This is a genomic window from Euzebya sp. (genome assembly GCF_964222135.1).
In the GTDB taxonomy this organism is placed as follows: domain Bacteria; phylum Actinomycetota; class Nitriliruptoria; order Euzebyales; family Euzebyaceae; genus Euzebya.
Genome location: NZ_CAXQBR010000094.1, coordinates 91,502 through 108,107, shown reverse-complemented (window position 1 = coordinate 108,107; position 16,606 = coordinate 91,502). Strand labels below are relative to the sequence as shown.

The window sequence follows — 16,606 nt, the reverse complement described above, 5'->3', positions numbered from 1 at the left end:
CGCGTCATGACGAGCCGTGGGTCAGGGTGCGGCGTCCCCGCCGAGGGCGGCGATGATCGCGTCCTCGACCGCCGTGCTGACCGCCTCGATGCCGCCGAAGATGATGCTCCGGTCGATCGCCTCGGCCGTGGCGACCAGGTAGGCCTCCACCTCCGGGGACAGCTCCTCGGGATCGGTGAACAGCATCGGGCCCGGACCCACCGACGGGTTGCCCACGATCGACGAACCCGTCAGCGCGTCGACGAACACCGCGTCGGTCGCGATGCCCACCGCGGCGGGGTCGGTGAAGAACCGCTCGGCAACTGCGACCGAGAGCGCAGCGGGGGTGTCACCGGTCACGATCTCCTCGGTGCCGGCGACCTCGCCGGCGCGGTCGCCGATCGCGATGACCTCGTCCGGCTTGGCCTCCGCCAGGTAGGCCGCGGTCTCCGCCGGCATCCCGTCCGGTGCGGTGAGCAGCACTGCGGCGCCGACCTCGTCCTGGGCGAAGTCGGAGTCGCCGGCCACCACCGCCGCCGCACCCGCCGCGATCGCGTCGGTGAACGTGCCGCCGTCGGCGATCAGCGCCGTGCCCGGGGAGCCGAGCCCCTCGGTCGCGATCACCACCGCGGTGGCGTACCGGTTCTCCCCGCCGTAGCGGATGACCTCGTAGCCGAGCGCGATCAGCTCGTCCTCGACGGCCTGGCTGATCGCCTCGGTGCCGCCGAGGAGGTACACGGTCCCGCCGGGCTCGAGCAGCCGCTCGATCTCGTCAGCGGTCGGCGTGGACAGCACGTCGGTCTGGGTGAGGAGGATCGGCGCGCCCAGCTCGACCGCGAGCGGCGCACCGGCCTGGGCGTCGGGGAAGTCGTCCGCCCGCGCCAGGACCACCGCGTCCGCGCCGTCGGGGAACGTCTCCTCCGAGCACTCCGTGGCCGTCTCGGTCCGCGTCTCCCCACCACACCGGTCGATGTTCACCTGCACCGGCGGGATCGTGGGCTCGGGCTGGGGAGTTGGCGTGCTGCCGGGGTTCTCCGGGTTGCTGGGCTGCGGCACGAACTCGAACGCGCCGCGGTCGCACTCCGGGGTGGTGTCAGCGTCCGGCCCGTCCTGGGGACGACTCACACCGCGCTGATCCAGTTCGACGGCACACGATCCCGTCCCCTGCGCGAAGCCCGGAACTGAAGTCACGTCGATCGCGTCGATCGCCTCTGAACCCGCGAGCAGAGCCCTGGTCCGGGTCAAACCCCCGTTGTCTGCGAGCGGACCGAAGGTGTTCGTGACATCGACGACATTCCCTGAAGCGTCGAGCTCACAGCTCTCGTCATTGGTCGCGTTGGCTGCACCCTCGACTGTCACGGTCCCGTTGTCGGTCAAGAACCTGCAGTTACTGTTCGGTCCGTCGGTCTGGATGACGGAGTAGTTCGCGGTCAGGTTCACGGCGTCATCGGAGCCGCCGGCGAACGCGAGGATGTTGTCCGCCCGCTCTGTCAAGCCCGCGAAGGAGGAGATTCCGACTGCTTCGTTGTCCAGGACCGTCGCGTGGACCAGCACAAGCGTCGCGCTGGCGAGGTCCGTGTCGGCCGTGAGCCCCCCTCCATCGCTCGCCACGTTGAGGGTGACGGTGGAGTTCACCAGTTCCACCGTCCCGTTGATGGTGTACAGGCCACCGCCGTACGCGATGGCGGAGTTCCCTTCCACCGTGCTCCCGGTCAACGTGAGGCGGCCCTGCACCGCGGCCCCGCCGCCGACGCCGGCGCTGTTGTCTCGCAACGTGAGCGAGGTGCCTTCCACCCATGTCCCCTCGTCGACGAGCAACCCCCCACCACTGGCGACGCCCGACCCGCCTTGCAGGGTCAACCCCACCAGGTCGACGGGTGATGTACCCGCGAAGTTCACGACCGGCGAGAGAGGGTGCGAGACGTGCATCACGCGGTCTGGACCGGCGTCGCCGCCCGTGAACTGCGTCTGCAACCCGGACGCATCGAGGACGACTCCCTCCGCGTCGATGATTGCGACCGCCTGGGTGATGTCGAGATCTCCCTGGTCGACCCCACCGTCGCCGGTGCGCGTCAACACGATGTGGTCGATCCCATCCGCGAAGGTGATCGTGTCGTGGCCGCCCCGCACGTCGTTGGCCTCATGGATGGCATCGCGGATGGAGCACTCCGCCTCGGCAGCGTCGATCGGATCGCACTCCCCGTCGTACGAGTCCTCCTCGGTGTTCACGATGAGTGGAGGCGGCGGCTTCTCCGTCCCCTGCTGGAAGACCTCGTCGCCGTCAGGACGCGCGAAGCCACCCTGGGCCGAGGCATCCGACGCGCCGACCGCGAGCAGCGCGGCGACCAGTGCGAGCAGGGACAGGACGATGACGGCAGGGCCAGCGAGGCTCCTGGGCATGGAGGTCTCCCCTCACGGAGGTGCCACCCCCCACCCCAGGTCCCGCGGTGGCGTGCGATTCAGATCGCGTGAGGATCCTCGCAGTCGACCCCGAGCGCAAGTGCTTTCAGGAAAGATCCACCTTCCGTCACACATCCGTCACCGGGGATGCGATCAGAGCGACGGAAGCCAGGCCCTGATCACCGAGGCCAACCGGGGCCCGGCGGCCTTGCCCTCGCGCATGACCTCCTCGTGGTCGGTCTTCGTCCCGCCCAGCCGGTGGACGTTCGTGATCAGCGAGCAGCCGAGCACCCGCATGCCCGCCGCGTTGGCAGCGATTACCTCGTTGACCGTGGACATCCCGACGGCGTGGCCCCCGATGGTGCGGAGCATCATGACCTCCGCCGGCGTCTCGTAGGTCGGGCCCGCCAGCCCCACGTACACACCCCGCTGGAGCGCCACCCCCTCCGCCTTCGCGGTCGCCTCGAACGACGCCCGCAGGTCGCGGTCGTAGGCGTTGGACTGGTCGAGGAAGTGCGGCGGGACGATGCCGGTCAGCGCGTTCTGGCCCGACAGGTTGATGTGGTCGGCGATGACCATCAGGTCGCCGGGGTCGAAGGTGTCCGCCAGCCCGCCCGCGGCGTTGGTCACCACGTACGTGCCGACCCCGATCGCGGCGGCGGCGCGGACCGCGGCGACGACCCGGTCGACGCCGAGCCCCTCGTACAGGTGCACCCGGCCCTGCTGGACCAGCACCTGCACCCCGTCGATCGTCCCCGCGACGAACTTCCCGGCGTGGCCCGGCACGGTCGTGTCGGGCAGGCCGACGTCGGCGAAGGGGACCTCGATGCGCTCCTCCACGCCGTCCGCCAACCCGCCGAGCCCCGAGCCCAGGGTCAGCATGACGGCGGGCTCCCGCCCCTCCAGCCGCTCGGTCAGCCCGGACGCGACGGCGTCGATGTCGGTGACCGCCACGACTAGGACTCCCGGATGATCGTGCCGTCGCCGGTCGTGATCTCGGACTGCCCGCGCGGCGGCTTGGCCTCGTCGAGCAGCATCACGGGGATGTTGTCGCGCACCGGGAAGACCGCCGTGCACGACTGGCAGAGGATCACCTGCCGCCGCTCCTTGTACTCGATCTCGGAGTGCGTGGCGCAGGGGCAGCGGAGCAACTCGACGAGCTCCTTCGGGACGGCCATGGGTCTTCTCTCCTCAGCGGATCAGGGACAGGACGCGGTCGCGGACGGCGGTCATGGTGGCCTCGTCGTCGCCCTCGACGTTCAGGCGGAGCAGCGGTTCGGTGTTCGACGGGCGCAGGTTGAACCACCAGGTGTCGGCCTCGGCGAGGAGCCCGTCGGGTCGTGACAGTGTGGCCTCGTCGGCGAAGGCGCGCTCCACCGCGTCCACCGCCGCCTGGGGGTCGGCCACGGTGGAGTTGATCTCGCCGGAGGCGACGTAGCGGTCGTAGGGGGCCACCAGGTCGGCGAAGCTCCCCCCGGACCGGCTGAGCGCCTCGAGCAGGATCACCGCGGCGATGAGCCCGGAGTCCGCCCGGTAGTTGTCGGCGAAGTAGTAGTGCGCGGAGTGCTCGCCACCGAACCGCGCACCGGTCTCGGCCATGACCTGCTTGATGAACGAGTGCCCGACCCTGGTGCGGACGGCCGTGCCGCCGTGCGCCTCGATCGTCTCGGGGACGACCCGGCTGCAGATCAGGGTGTGGAGGATCGTCGCGCCCGGATGCCGCTCGAGGGTCGTCGCGGCGATGACCGCGGTGACGAGGGAGGGGGAGACGGGTTCGCCGTCCCCGTCGACGCAGAACATCCGGTCGGCGTCCCCGTCGAACGCGAGGCCGATGTCACAGCCGTGCAGCCGCACGCTCCGCTGCAGGTCGCGGAGGTTCTCCGGCTCGATCGGGTTGGCCGGGTGGTTCGGGAACGTGCCGTCGAGCTCGAAGTACAACGGGACCAGGTCGACGGGCAGCCCGTCGAAGACCTCGGGCACGACCAGCCCGGCCATGCCGTTCCCCGCGTCGACGGCCACCTTCAGAGGCCGCAGCGCGTCGAGGTCGACGAAGGACCGGACGTGGTCGGCGTAGCGCTCGATCGTCCCCTCGACGACCTCGTGGCTCCCCTCGCGGTCCGCAGCGGGGAAGTCCCCGGCGATGGCGCGGTCGCGCATCGCGCCGAGACCGGTGTCGAGGGACACCGGTGCGGCGCCGGCGCGGCAGAACTTCATGCCGTTGTACTGAGCCGGGTTGTGGCTGGCGGTCAGCACGATGCCCGGCAGCCCCTCAGCACCCGAGGCGTAGTAGAGCAGGTCCGTCGAGGCCAACCCGATGTCGATGGTGTCGACGCCCTGGGCGCGGATGCCGGCCATGAGCGCGTCGGCCAGCTCGGGGCCGGAGGGGCGCATGTCGCGGGCGACGATGATCTTCTCGGCGCCGAGCTCGACCGCGGCGGCCCGCCCGATGGCGTGGCAGACCTCGGCGTCCAGCTGGTCGGGCACGGTCCCGCGGACGTCGTAGGCCTTGACGATGCCGTGCAGTCGCTCGGACAGCGCACGCTCGCTCGGCAGATGCTCCATCGCGCGACAGGCTAGGGGATGTGCGTGGCGACGTCGGTGTCCGATCGGTGTCCACCGGCGGGCGTCGACTGGTGGACGTGCTCGACGCCGCCTACGCCGAGGACCCGTGGCTGAGCTGGACCCTGCCGGACCGCGGGGCCGCCCGGTCGCTGTTCAGCCTGTACCTGCGCACCGTCGCGTTCGCCCACAGCCGGGTGCTGGTCGCCGGGGACCCGGTGGACGGGGTGGCGATCCTCGTCCCGCCGGGTGTGGCCGCCCGCCCCTCGGCAGAGGTGGGCGCGGAGGTCATCGCCCTGCACGGCCGCCGGATCGGACCGGCGCTGGACGCCGACGCGGTGCTGGAGCGCCACCGCCACCCCCAACCCTGCTGGGTCCTCCACACGCTGGCGGTCCACCCGGACGCCCAGGGACGCGGGCTGGGCACCGCGCTGCTGGACGCGGTCGTGGCACACGTCGATGCGGAGGGGGAGGGACGGGGACCCCTCACCCTGGAGACCGCGAACCCCCACGCCGTCGGGTGGTACCAGCGGCGGGGCTTCGACGTGGATCACCGGATCGACCTGGGCCGGGGCTGGGGGTTCGGCGTAGATGCCCCCACGACGTGGCTCCTGTCACGGCGTCCTGCCCCCTCCTCCCCCACAGATCGACCACACGCCGTCCGCTGAGCGAACACGGTGGGGCGCTCGAGCGCACGTCCCCGCTCCCTCCCGCACGGATCGACCACGACGGCGCGGTCCCCACCGGTCGTCAGTGGTCAATCCGTGCGAAGCGGTGGGGTGCGCGCCAGGACCTCCTCGGCGATCGGGACGGCGGCGTCACGGTCGCTCGCGACCAGGCCGATCCGGGTGCGGCGGTCGAGGAGGTCGGCGACGGACGTGGCGCCCTCGCGGCGCACGGCGAAGGCCAGCTCGACGCGGAGGTGGGGCAGGCCGTCGACGACGGGGCCGGCGAGCCAGGGGTCGGCGGCGATGAGGGCCTCGAGGTCCGGCGCCTCACCGCCGTAGCGGGCAACCAGCCAGGGCCGCGCGGGCACGTCCGGGAGCCGGCGGCGGGGCAGCGCGCCGACCAGGGGCTGGCGGTCGGTCGTGCAGGGCCGATCGCTCACCCGGTCGACGACGTCGGCGGCCATCCGCCGGTACGTCGTGAGCTTCCCCCCGACGATGGTGATCGGCCCGTCGGGGTCGTCGAGCACGAGGTGGGCGCGGGACAGGTCCGCGGTGGCCGCTGGCGCCGCACCCTCGCCCCCCGCCACCAGCGGCCGGTAGCCGGCGTAGCCGCCGACCACGTCCGAGGGGGTGAGGGGGCGGTCGAGGACCCGGCTGATCGCGTCGAGCAGGAAGTCCCGCTCCGCATCCAGCACCGGCGCCTCGTCCGGCACCGCCCCGCTGACGGGGTCGTCGGTCAGGCCGAGGTAGACCCGCCCGTCGAGCTGGGGCAGCGCGAAGACGAACCGGCTGAGGTGACCCGGCACGGGGGCGGCGACCGCGGCCGTGGGGTGGCCGAGCGCCGCCCCGTCGAGCACCAGGTGCACCCCCTTCGAGGGGCGCAGCACGACCCGGTCGTCGAGGGCGTCCGACCACGCGCCCGCAGCGACGACCACCCGGCCGGCCCGGGCCTCGAACCCCTCACCGGTGCGGGCGTCGACCAGGTCGGCCCGGTCCGCGCCGACGGCGGTCACGGCGACGTGCGGCAGGACGGCGGCGCCGAAGGCCGCGGCGGTCCGGGCGATCGCGACCACCGCCCGGACGTCGTCCACCAGCTGCCCGTCGGTGTTGACCCAGGCGCCGCGCAGGGCGGGGCGCCCGATCGCGGGGACCATCGCCCGCGCACGGCGGGGGCCGACGAGCCGGGGGCCGGGGAGCGTCAGCCCACTGGTCCCGGCCGACAGCCGCAGCGCGTTCCCGGCCAGGTAGCCGAGTCCGGCCAGCGCGCCGCTGACCGGCGGCATCCCGGCGTTCAGCGGCGTGACGAACGGCAGCGGACGCACCAGGTGCGGTGCGACGCGCTCCATCAGCACCCCGCGTTCGAGGGCCGACTCCCGCGCCAGCGCGAGGTCGCCCCCGGCGAGGTAGCGAAGCCCGCCGTGGACGAGCTTGGAGGACCACCGCGACGTCCCGCTCGCCAGGTCCGCCCGGTCGACCACGGCGACCGACAGGCCCCGCAGCGCGGCGTCGAGGGCGATCCCCGCGCCGGTGAACCCGGCGCCGACGACGAGCAGGTCCGGGCGCCACCCCTCCGCCAGGCGCTCGAGCTCCCGCCGCCGCCGCACCGCGGTGAGGGCCGACGGGACGTCCCGCCCCCCGCCCGGTCCCCTGACCGCTGACGCGCTCACGGGGATAGGCCCCGGTCGACCACGTCGGCGAGGGCGTCGGCCAACCCCTCCCCCACCGCAGCCACCTCCGGGACGCGCTGGGCCAGCACCAGCGACTGCACGGCCAGCACCACGGTGAGGCCCAGGACGCCGGGGTCGCCGTGCCGCACCGACCCGTCCTCGTGGCCCGCCCGGACGCCCTCCACGACGAGGTCCAGGGCGATCCGCTGCACCGCGCCGAAGCGCGACACCACGTAGGGCACGAGCGTGTCGGCGTCCACCGCGAGCGCCTTCGCGAGCAGCGGGTCGCCGACCAGGGCGGTGACGGCCCGGCGGATGGTGCCGACCAGGCGGGCGCGCGCGTGCGGGGCGGACCCGGCGGGACCCCGCGCAGCGGCCAGGACCGCGCCGAGCTCGCGGGTGAGGACGGCCGTGACGGCCGCCTCCACGTCGGGGTAGTGGGTGTACAACGTCGCGCGGGACACCCCGGCTCGCCGCGCGACCTCCGCGAAGGTGGTGCGGCGCACGCCGAGGTCGAGGACGGCCGCCCTGGTGGCGTCCAGGACCTGATCGACACTTGTACGTTTCATATCCAGATGTCAAAGTAGCGCGAGCATGCACGAGTCGTCCACCCTCATCACCGCCCCCACCACGCCGATGATCTGGCACGGCTGGGGCGACCCCACGCGCCGACCCGGCCTGTCGCCCCGGGCGGAGGCGCTCCTGGCCCAGGAGATCGGGCCGCTCGACCGGCACACCCCACCGGTGCCGCTCGAGGAGGTGCGGGTCGGCCCCTCGGCGCTGTCCGACGACGACCGACGCGCCCTCGAGGCGATCGTCGGTCCCGATCGGGTCCTCGACGACCACCTGACCCGGGTCCGCCACGCCGGCGGCAAGAGCTACCCCGACCTGTTCCGGCGACGCCAGGGGGACGCCGTCGCCGCCCCGGACGCGGTCGTGCTGCCGGGGTCGCACGAGGAGGTCGCGGCCGTCCTCGCCGTCGCCGCCGAGCGCGGCGTCGCCGTGGTGCCCTTCGGCGGGGGGACGAGCGTGGTCGGCGGGGTCGAGCCTGAGCGGGGCGGGTTCGACTCGCTGATCGCGCTCGACCTCGCGCGGATGGACCGGCTGGTCACCCTGGACGAGGAGTCGCTGCTGGCGACCTTCGAGCCTGGCATCCGCGGGCCCGAGGCGGAGGCCGAGCTGCGCCGTCGCGGCTACTCCCTCGGCCACTTCCCCCAGAGCTACGCCTACGCCTCGATCGGCGGCTACGTCGCCACCCGCTCTGCGGGGCAGGCGTCCACCGGGCACGGGCGCATCGACCAGCTCGTCCACGCCGTCCGGGTCGCCACGCCGATCGGCGAGCTGTCCGCGGGCGTCTCGCCCGCCACCGCCGCCGGCCCGGACCTCCGACAGGTGGTGGTCGGCTCCGAGGGGCTCCTCGGCGTGATCACCGAGGCCACCCTGCGCATCCACCACGCCCCCGAGGTGGAGGTGTACGAGGCCCACGCGGTCCGCTCGTTCACCGAGGGCGCGGCGATCCTGCGGGAGCTGGTGCAGGCCGGCGTCGCCCCGGACGTGTGCCGCCTGTCCGACGTGGACGAGACCCGGACGTTCGTGCAGCAGACCGAGGGGGTGAAGGGCACGGCGCTGCGGGGCTACCTGTCGCTGCGCGGCTACGGCGAGGGGTGCCTGCTGATCCTGGGTTGGGACGGGTCACGCGCGTCGGTCGCGCTCGGCCGGGCGGCGGCGGCCCGTGTGCTCCGCGGCCACGAGACCCTGCGGCTGGGCACCCGGCCCGGTGACGCGTGGGCGCACGGCCGCTTCGACGGGCCGTACCTGCGCGACGAGCTGATGGACCGCGGGGTCATGGTCGAGACGCTCGAGACCGCGACGACCTGGTCGGCCATCCCCCGGCTGTACGGCGCCGTGCGCCGGGCGCTGCACGACGCCCTCGGCGATCGCGGCACCCCGCCGCTCGTGCTGTGCCACATCAGCCACGTCTACCCGTCGGGCTGCTCGCTCTACTACACCTGGATCGCGCGCCAGGACCAGGGCGACGAGCTCGCGCAGTGGCGCGCCGCCAAGGCCGCGGCCAGCGAGGCGATCCTCGCGGCGGGCGGGACGATCACCCACCACCACGCGGTCGGGACCGACCACCGTCCCTACATGACCGCAGAGGTCGGGGACGTCGGCGTGTCGCTGCTGCGCGCGCTGAAGGACGCCGTCGATCCGACCGGCATCCTCAACCCGGGCAAGCTGGTGCCCTGACGGCTCGCGCCGCCGCTACCCCGCGATGTGGGCGAGGACGGCGGTGAGGGCGACGTCGGTGCCCTCGACGATGTCCTCCCACCACCGGTGCTCGCAGTGGCGGCAGGTGTGGAACCGCATCGGGGTGTCCTTCGGGGACAGGCGCACGACGAGCAGGTCGTCAGAGCGGCAGTTGGGGCACGTGACGGACTGAGCCATCGGGAGATCACCTTCGTGGCGACGTCGGGGCTCCCCTCCGTGGGAGCGCTCATCACTACGATCGGTCACCCTCCGTACCGCGGCCATGACCCAGAGGAACCATTTCGGCGGGTGCGAGATGGCTAGTCCGCGCGGGTCACTCGACCAGCGTCACTCGACCAGCGTCACTCGACCAGTGTCACTCGACCAGGCGGAGGCGCGCAGGCCGCCTCCCGCCACCGATCCCCACCTCGCCGCCCGCTGCGACCTCGCGCCGGGTCCCGTCGTCCCCCAGCTGCCGGTCGAGGTCCTCGAGCTTGCGGCGGACGTCCGCGGGCAGCTCCGCGCCGATGTAGCGGCTGCGCCGTCGACCGTCCTCGGTCCAGTGGGCGTACCAGTAGGGGCCGTGCGGGCACGAGCTGCAGGCCGCCTTCCCGCACGCCACGCGCTTCTGGCGGTAGCGGACGGTCGGCATCCCCGGGAGGTCGCTGACCTCGATGACCGGCTCCTCGGACCCGAGCAGCAACCCCCGGGCGAGGATGAGGAGCTGGCGGAGCTGGCCCTCGTCGAGACGGCGCACCTCGTCCACGAGGGCGCGCGGGAGGCCCACCGGTCAGCCCTCCCGGTCGCGCTCGCGCGCGCGCTCGCGCGCGTCGTCGGCTGCCGGGCCGGGTTCGGGGGCGAACTCGGACATGAAGGGGAGGGGCAGGACGACGGCGCCGCGGACCTGGGGCACCGACGGGGCGGGCGGCTCCTCCACCCGGTCTGACGGCTCGCGGTCGGACTCGACCCGGTCGGACGGCTCGCCGTCGGACAGGTCGACCTCGACCACCTCGACGTCATCGGCGTGGTCGGCCGACGCGTCCTCCCCGGCGGGGCGGGTGGCGGACCGCTGGCGACCCAGCACCGAGCGGACCACCGCCATGTCGGCGGACACGGGGGCGATCTCGTGGGACAGGCCGACGCCGACCAGCGCGTGCCGGCCGGACCCGACGACGTGGTCGCCGGCGTCGTCCGCGCCCTGGTCCTCCGCCGGCGGGTCGTAGGTCGGCAGGTCGGCGAGCAGCCGGCTGTAGCGCGACGCGCGCTCCTGCGGGCGCTCGGCCTCAGCCTCCAGCATGCGGTCGACGCTGCCCCGGAGGGTGGCGACGCGCTCGACGATCTCGGCGGCGGAGGGTTCGTGGACGGCCTCGACCGGGCGGCGGTCGTCGACCAGGGCCCACCCGCGCGGGACCGTCATCGAATCGGCGTGGTGCGGGCACAGGTCGTGGGTCGAGGGGTGGTCGTCGGCCAGGTCCGACAGCCACACCTCGGCGGTGGCGTACCGGTAGGACAAGGTCGCGGCGGCAGGCCATCGACACCCCGTCTTGATGCACGAACGCATGTCGGCCATGTCCTGACCGTACGGGAGGACGCGCGTCACGCCGCGCATTTGCGGCGCTACCCTCCCGCCGATGGCTCCCCACGACCCACACGGGCGGGTCGCCCGGGTCGACGCCGACGAGCGCCGGCGCCCCGCCGGCGGCTTCCGGGTCGCCGACCGCGCCAGGTTCCTCGCACTGGTCGAGCAGGTGGTCGCCGCCCTGCCCACCGAGCTCCGCCCCCACGTGCGGGCGGCGGAGCTCGTCGTGGACGACGTCCCGGACCCGGACCTGCCAGCCCACCCCGAGGACGGGGTGCGGCTCGCGTCCCTCACCCTCCCACGGCCTGGCGGCCGCGCCCGACTCATCGTCCACCGCCGCCCCCTCGAGCTGCGCGCGAGCACGCGGGTGGAGCTGGTCGGCGAGATCCACCGGGCCGTCGCCGGCGCGATCCGCGAGGCCCTCGGCCAGCCCCCCTACCCGGACTGATCAGCCGAAGAGGCTGTCCTCGGTCGTCGTCGGCGCCGCGTCGGGGCCGCCCGGGTCGGGACCGGGCTGGCCGGTGCCGGTCTCGGTCGGTGCGGGCTCTGTCGTCGCGGGCTCGGTCGTCTCGGCGGGCGGCACCGCACCCGGTGAGGGGGTCGGGGTCTCGCTCGGCGGGCCGATGATCGTCGGGGTCGGGGTGGCGTCCAGCTGCCCCTCACCCCCGCGGTCCGGCACCGGGGTCGGCGTCGGCGTCGCGGTCGCCGAGACGGCCGGCCGGGAGGACAGCGACGGGTCGCGGCGCGGGGGCAGGGCCTGACCGCCGCCGATCAGCTCAGACAGCGGCACGCCCGTGGCCGACCAGTACGTGGCCGCGGCGCCCTCGCCGAGCGACACCACGCCGGCCACGACGGGCAGGTCGGCGGTGACCAGCGCGGCCCCGCCGCCCTCGACGTCACCCAACGGCACCTCGACCAGCGCGTTCGGGGGCACCTCGATGCCGTCGGCACCGTCGACGGGGTCGCCCGCGACCTCGACCGTCGCGGTCGCCACCGCCGTCCCGGGGTTGAAGACCGTCAGCACGGCGTCGGTGCCCACCGCCCCCGGCACGACCCACTCCTCGTCGGCCGTGCCGACCGCCGGGGTGATCGTCACACCCGTCCGCTCGCCGTCCCGGACGGCGCTCGTCCGGCTCGCGACGAGCCCGATGCCGTTGACGCTCTCGAGCCGCACCCCCATCCGGGGGAGCGCGGACAGGTCGGCCAGGTCGATCCGGGCGGTGCCGCCCGCCGGGACGGTCAGCTCGCTGGCCAGGGTCGAGGCGGTACCGAGCGGGGTGGACACCTGCACCTCGACGGCGGCGTGGCGGTCCGCGGGGTTGTAGACCGTCACCCAGCTCTCGGTGACGTCGTCGACCAGCGCCTCGGGCAGCAGCAGCGTCGGGCCGGGGGTGGGCGACGCGGGGACGAGGGCCCGTCCGGTGATGGCCTCGAGCCCCTCCCCGGCGGGGCCGCGCACGACCTCGCCCTGCGGGACGACCCGGCCGGAGCGGGCCACGACCGACACGGCGAGGTCGGCGGTCTCCGGGCGGAACTCCGCCAGGTCGCGGCTGACGACCTCGCCGGCCGGGACGGTGAGCTCGTCGGCGATGACGAGGTCGACGGGCCCCTCCAGGGTGCCGAAGCGCAGCTGGACGACGGCGTCGGAGCCGAACGGGTTGAACAGGTGGAGGGTCGAGGTGTTCCCGCGGTTGGTGTCGAAGCCCGCCAGGTACCAGCGGTCCGACGGCTGGGTGGCGCAGGTGGCGAGGGCGCGCTCGGTGTCGTCGGCGATCGCGTGCTGGGCCACGACGGGACCGCCGCGCCACTCGATGGCGAACGGGACGGCCCGTTGGGCGTCGGGGATCTCGAGGACCTCGCTGGTCCCGGCCGCCAGCTGGCGGGGCGCGTCGCTGATCGGCTGGCCGTCGACGTAGCGGGTGACGGTGATCTCGGAGGGCTCCGTCGCGCTGGCCGAGGCGATCTCGAGCTGGGCGGTGTCGCCCTCCCCGGCCACGGCCGGGCAGTAGGCGGTGCCGCTGGTGGCCGCCGTCACGGGCTCGGGCGTCGGCGCGGCGGTCATGGCGGCGGGGTCGGTCAGCTGGCTCGCGGCGACGCTCGCCCCGGCGACCAGGACGGCGACGAGGAGCAGCGCGATGCCGCGCTTGCGACCCCGCACGCGCGGTCGGCGCCCCGACCCGATGTCGTCGGTGCCGGCGTCGGTCACGGCCCACCTCCCCTGGTGGTGCCGGGCGGAGCGGCGTCCGGGTCGATCCGCGGGAAGGAGGTGGTCGTGTCGGCCAGGCCGACCAGGTCGGTCGGCAGCGAGGTGCTGCGCTCCGGGCGGACGCGTGCGCCGGGCGGGCGGACGGCCAGGGAGATGATCGCGAGGACGACGAGGACCTGCAGGGCCACCACGACCCGGCGGCGCAGGGCGAAGCCCGTCGACACGCTGGCCTGGGCGGTCACGGGCTCGTCGACCGCGACCGCGTAGGCGTTGACCGGGTCGTCCAGGACGCGCTCGAGGTCCATCCCGCCCACGACGGCCCGCCACGCCGACGATCCGGCCTCGCTGACGACGAGCGCGCCCGTGGCGGGACCGACCTGGCCGACGTAGGCGCTCGGTGACCGGGGGTCGAGGGCCTGGACGTCGACGTCGCGGGTCGGGCCCGGGTCGCCGGTGGCCAGCAGCCGTCCGGCGGCGGGCTCGCCGATCACCGCGGCGCGCGGCAGCCACGTCCGGACCTGGTAGCTGACCGCGGCGGTGGAGGGCAGCGGCTCGAGGTCGACCTGTCGGCTGAGCGCCGTTCGCAGGGCGGGCTCGGGGGTCAGCAGCACGACGTAGCGGACGTTCAGCACGCCGAGCACCGCGGCCGCCTCGGTGCTGACCCCCTCGTCGATCTGGGCGAGCGCGTCGGCGATGACGTCGCTCAGCGCCGCGTCCCGCAACGTCCCGAACGACGTCATCACCGGTCCCTGGTCGCCGACGACCTCCCAGCTGACCGCGCCGTCCTCGGCCCGGTCGACCAACAGCACCCGGTACTCCCCGACCTGCTCGGCGTCCGCCCCGATGAACGCGGGGACGAGCTGGGGGTCCTGGGAGAGCTCGGTCCAGGGGCCGTTCGCCAGCAGGCCGAGGCCCGCCACCACCCCGCCGACGAGCACGATCCCGGCGACGGCCGTGCCGACCTGGGCGACGCCGAAGTCGGCAGCCGTGAGGGTCTCCGTCGACCACCGGGCGGTGATCATCCCCAGCACGGCCAGCCCGACGGCGCCGGGCAGCAGGAGCGCGGGCGGGTGGACGAAGGGGACGTCGTAGTAGCCGGTCGCCCAGGCCAGCCCGCCGGAGGTGACGACCAGCAGGACCAGCGACGCGGTGATGAGGGGCCGCGCGCGCATGCCGACCACGAGCGCGCCGAGGAGGACCGCAGCGGGGATGGCGACCATCCCCCAGCCGATCACCCCATCGAGGCCGTCGACGATCTGCGGCTGGCCGGTCAACGCCCGCCACAGCGGGATGTCGACGGCCGGCGCACCCGCGCCGGACGCGAGCGTCCCCGCGCCGGGACCGCCGTCGCGCACGAGGTCGACCAGCCACGGGGACAGGATCAGGACCGCACCGACGGCGCCGACGGCCAGGCGGACGAACGGGCGCACCCACCCCCGGAGCACCGCGACGACCAGGGCGACGACGATGATCACCGGGACGAGCAGCCCCTCGATCGGATCCGCGCCGAGGGACAGCACGACGGCCAGGCTGAGGAGCGCGGTGGACCGCCACGCCACCCCGGGGGCCGTGCGGGGGTCGACGGTGGTGATGGTCAGCGAGACGACCGCGGGCAGCAGGCCCGCCACGATCGCCAGGCCGTACCGGCCCTCGGCCAGCGTCCCGAGGACCGCGGGTGAGAGCACGTAGATGGCCGCGCCGACGACGCGCGGCCAGGGCTGGTTGGTCACGAGCCGGCCGGCGCGGAGGGTGGTCGTGAACGCCAGGGGCACGATCCCGAAGACCAGCACCCGCTGGGCCAGCCACGCGCTGCCCGCGAGGAGGCCCGACAGCAGGCCGAGCACCGCCTGGATCGGCGAGGGCGCGCTGGCGGAGGCGAGCGGATCGCCGCTCCACCCGCTGAGGTAGCTCGACAGGAACGCCATCGGGGAGTCCGGCCAGGGGGCGACCTCGCCGCCGACGATCGCGCCGGAGTCGAGGAAGCCGGTCACCGACAGCGCGAACGCGATCAGCAGGGGCACGCCGAGCAGCACGAGGGGGCGGTCGCGGAGGAACCGCTGGATCGGCTGGTCCGCCAGCGGGTCCACCCCGACCCTCGAGACGTCCTCGGCGTCGACCAGCGCGCGCGTGCTGCCACCGGCCAGGGATTCGAGGAGGGAGTCCGCGTACTGGCGCAGCCGCGGCAGACCGGGCGTGAACAGCGCGGAGAGGCGGCTGTCGGGCAGGCGCCGCGTGGCCTGCACGACCCGTCGGCGCCGGAGGGTCCCCGGCAGCTGCCCGAGGTTCCAGGCGTAGGCGCGGACCACGGCGAAGGCCTCGCCGAAGCGCCGCGCGATCACCAGCGCGACCATGCGGGCGAGGTTCACCAGCGCGCTGAGGGGCAGCACCCACGCGAGCCGCCGTCCCGAGTAGTTCTTCAGCATCGAGGCGATCGCGTGGCGCTCGGTGCGGTAGCGGGACTCGGCCAGGTCGAGGTCCGGGCGTGCGCCGCTCGCGGCCGCGCCGACGTGGTAGCCGACGGCGGCCGGGACCACGGCGACCCGGCGGCCGGCGATCCACACGCGCCAGCAGAGGTCCAGGTCGTCGCGGAACGCGTCGAAGCGGGCGTCGAAGCCGCCGAGGCGGGCGAAGACCTCGCGGCGGACCAGCATGCCGGCGGTCGACACGTACAGGACGTCGCCGCGGCCGTCCTGCTGGCCCTGGTCGAGCTCGCCGGGGTCGAGCTGCGACTCGGCCCGCAGGAAGACGTCGGCGCTCATCCCGACCTGCTGGAGCAGCGGCTCCTCGTCCCACTCGCGCAGCTTGGGACCGACGACGGACAGCGTCGGGTCGGTCTCCATCGCGTCGACGAGCCACTGCACCGCGTCGGGCATCAGGGCCAGGTCGTCGTGGACGCACAGGACGTAGTCCACGTCCTCGGCGACGGCCTCGGAGCGGAGGGCGAGGGCGATCGCGCGCCCGAAGCCGACGTTCCGCTCCGAGCGGATGACCCGCTCGGCGCCGAGGCGCCTGGTCAGGACGTCGGCGGTCCGGTCGGTCGAGGCGTTGTCGACGGCGACGACGTCGAGGCGCGGGTAGCGCTGGGCGGCCAGGGTCCGCAGCGCGGCGGCCACGGACTCCTCGCCGTCGCGGCTGACCAGGATGGCCAGCACGCGCGGCGGGGTCGTCGGCGCCGCCGCGTCGGGGGCGTAGGGGGCGGGGGGTGGTGAGGACATCGGGGGAAGTGGGATCGGGGTCAGGGGATCCCGGCGATGGGGGCGAAGCCTAACGAGGCACGCCGCACATCAGCTCCCCGTCCGCA

General features: G+C 74.3%; 14 protein-coding genes. 3 read left to right on the top strand and 11 right to left on the bottom strand.

What is annotated here, in order from left to right; genetic code table 11:
* Positions 1 to 21: 21 nt before the first annotated feature.
* The 4 genes from ACEQ2X_RS20820 to ACEQ2X_RS20805 form a co-directional block, all read right to left on the bottom strand.
* On the bottom strand, positions 22 to 2,379 hold the full coding sequence (locus ACEQ2X_RS20820; protein ID WP_370327798.1) for a cell wall-binding repeat-containing protein: 2,358 nt from the start codon (positions 2,377 to 2,379) through the stop codon (positions 22 to 24).
* Between the two features lie 153 nt (positions 2,380 to 2,532).
* On the bottom strand, positions 2,533 to 3,333 hold the full coding sequence (locus ACEQ2X_RS20815) for a purine-nucleoside phosphorylase (RefSeq protein ID WP_370327797.1): 801 nt from the start codon (positions 3,331 to 3,333) through the stop codon (positions 2,533 to 2,535).
* A 2-nt stretch (positions 3,334 to 3,335) separates the two neighbouring features.
* The gene (locus ACEQ2X_RS20810; protein ID WP_370327796.1) at positions 3,336 to 3,557 is read right to left on the bottom strand and encodes a Trm112 family protein; all 222 of its coding nucleotides are present in this window, start codon (positions 3,555 to 3,557) and stop codon (positions 3,336 to 3,338) included.
* A gap of 13 nt (positions 3,558 to 3,570) precedes the next feature.
* Positions 3,571 to 4,941 carry a phosphomannomutase/phosphoglucomutase gene (locus tag ACEQ2X_RS20805; RefSeq protein ID WP_370327795.1) on the bottom strand — a complete coding sequence of 457 codons (1,371 nt, stop codon included), beginning with the start codon at positions 4,939 to 4,941 and terminating at the stop codon, positions 3,571 to 3,573.
* Between the two features lie 47 nt (positions 4,942 to 4,988).
* Between ACEQ2X_RS20805 and ACEQ2X_RS20800 the strand changes: the two genes are divergently transcribed.
* Positions 4,989 to 5,606, top strand: a complete 618-nt coding sequence (locus tag ACEQ2X_RS20800; protein WP_370327794.1) for a GNAT family N-acetyltransferase — start codon at positions 4,989 to 4,991, stop codon at positions 5,604 to 5,606.
* An 89-nt stretch (positions 5,607 to 5,695) separates the two neighbouring features.
* On the opposite strand, the gene ACEQ2X_RS20795 is transcribed toward ACEQ2X_RS20800, so the two are convergent.
* Both ACEQ2X_RS20795 and ACEQ2X_RS20790 read right to left on the bottom strand, forming a co-directional pair.
* Positions 5,696 to 7,273, bottom strand: a complete 1,578-nt coding sequence (locus tag ACEQ2X_RS20795; RefSeq protein WP_370327793.1) for a glycerol-3-phosphate dehydrogenase/oxidase — start codon at positions 7,271 to 7,273, stop codon at positions 5,696 to 5,698.
* Positions 7,270 to 7,842: a TetR/AcrR family transcriptional regulator gene (locus tag ACEQ2X_RS20790; protein WP_370327792.1), complete on the bottom strand. Its 573-nt coding sequence runs from the start codon at positions 7,840 to 7,842 to the stop codon at positions 7,270 to 7,272. Before ACEQ2X_RS20790 ends, ACEQ2X_RS20795 begins: the two co-directional genes overlap by 4 nt.
* A gap of 25 nt (positions 7,843 to 7,867) precedes the next feature.
* On the opposite strand from ACEQ2X_RS20790, the gene ACEQ2X_RS20785 reads away from it, so the two are divergent.
* Complete coding sequence (locus tag ACEQ2X_RS20785; RefSeq protein ID WP_370327791.1) at positions 7,868 to 9,520, top strand: FAD-binding oxidoreductase; 1,653 nt, start codon at positions 7,868 to 7,870, stop codon at positions 9,518 to 9,520.
* Positions 9,521 to 9,535: 15 nt separating this feature from the next.
* On the opposite strand, the gene ACEQ2X_RS20780 is transcribed toward ACEQ2X_RS20785, so the two are convergent.
* From ACEQ2X_RS20780 to ACEQ2X_RS20770, 3 genes are all read right to left on the bottom strand, one after another.
* Complete coding sequence (locus ACEQ2X_RS20780; protein ID WP_370327790.1) at positions 9,536 to 9,718, bottom strand: hypothetical protein; 183 nt, start codon at positions 9,716 to 9,718, stop codon at positions 9,536 to 9,538.
* Between the two features lie 178 nt (positions 9,719 to 9,896).
* A complete protein-coding gene (locus ACEQ2X_RS20775; RefSeq protein WP_370327789.1) occupies positions 9,897 to 10,307 on the bottom strand; it encodes a hypothetical protein in 411 nt (136 codons plus the stop codon).
* Positions 10,308 to 10,310: 3 nt separating this feature from the next.
* Positions 10,311 to 11,090: a DUF3499 family protein gene (locus ACEQ2X_RS20770; RefSeq protein ID WP_370327788.1), complete on the bottom strand. Its 780-nt coding sequence runs from the start codon at positions 11,088 to 11,090 to the stop codon at positions 10,311 to 10,313.
* A 61-nt stretch (positions 11,091 to 11,151) separates the two neighbouring features.
* Between ACEQ2X_RS20770 and ACEQ2X_RS20765 the strand changes: the two genes are divergently transcribed.
* A complete protein-coding gene (locus tag ACEQ2X_RS20765) occupies positions 11,152 to 11,547 on the top strand; it encodes a hypothetical protein (RefSeq protein ID WP_370327787.1) in 396 nt (131 codons plus the stop codon).
* Here the strand turns inward: ACEQ2X_RS20765 and ACEQ2X_RS20760 are convergent, their stop codons facing one another.
* Both ACEQ2X_RS20760 and ACEQ2X_RS20755 read right to left on the bottom strand, forming a co-directional pair.
* Complete coding sequence (locus tag ACEQ2X_RS20760) at positions 11,548 to 13,305, bottom strand: DUF5719 family protein (RefSeq protein ID WP_370327786.1); 1,758 nt, start codon at positions 13,303 to 13,305, stop codon at positions 11,548 to 11,550.
* Entirely contained in the window at positions 13,302 to 16,520 is a 3,219-nt protein-coding gene (locus ACEQ2X_RS20755; RefSeq protein ID WP_370327785.1) for a glycosyltransferase, read from the bottom strand. The genes ACEQ2X_RS20760 and ACEQ2X_RS20755 overlap by 4 nt, the downstream gene beginning before the upstream one ends.
* Between the last annotated feature and the right edge of the window lie 86 nt (positions 16,521 to 16,606).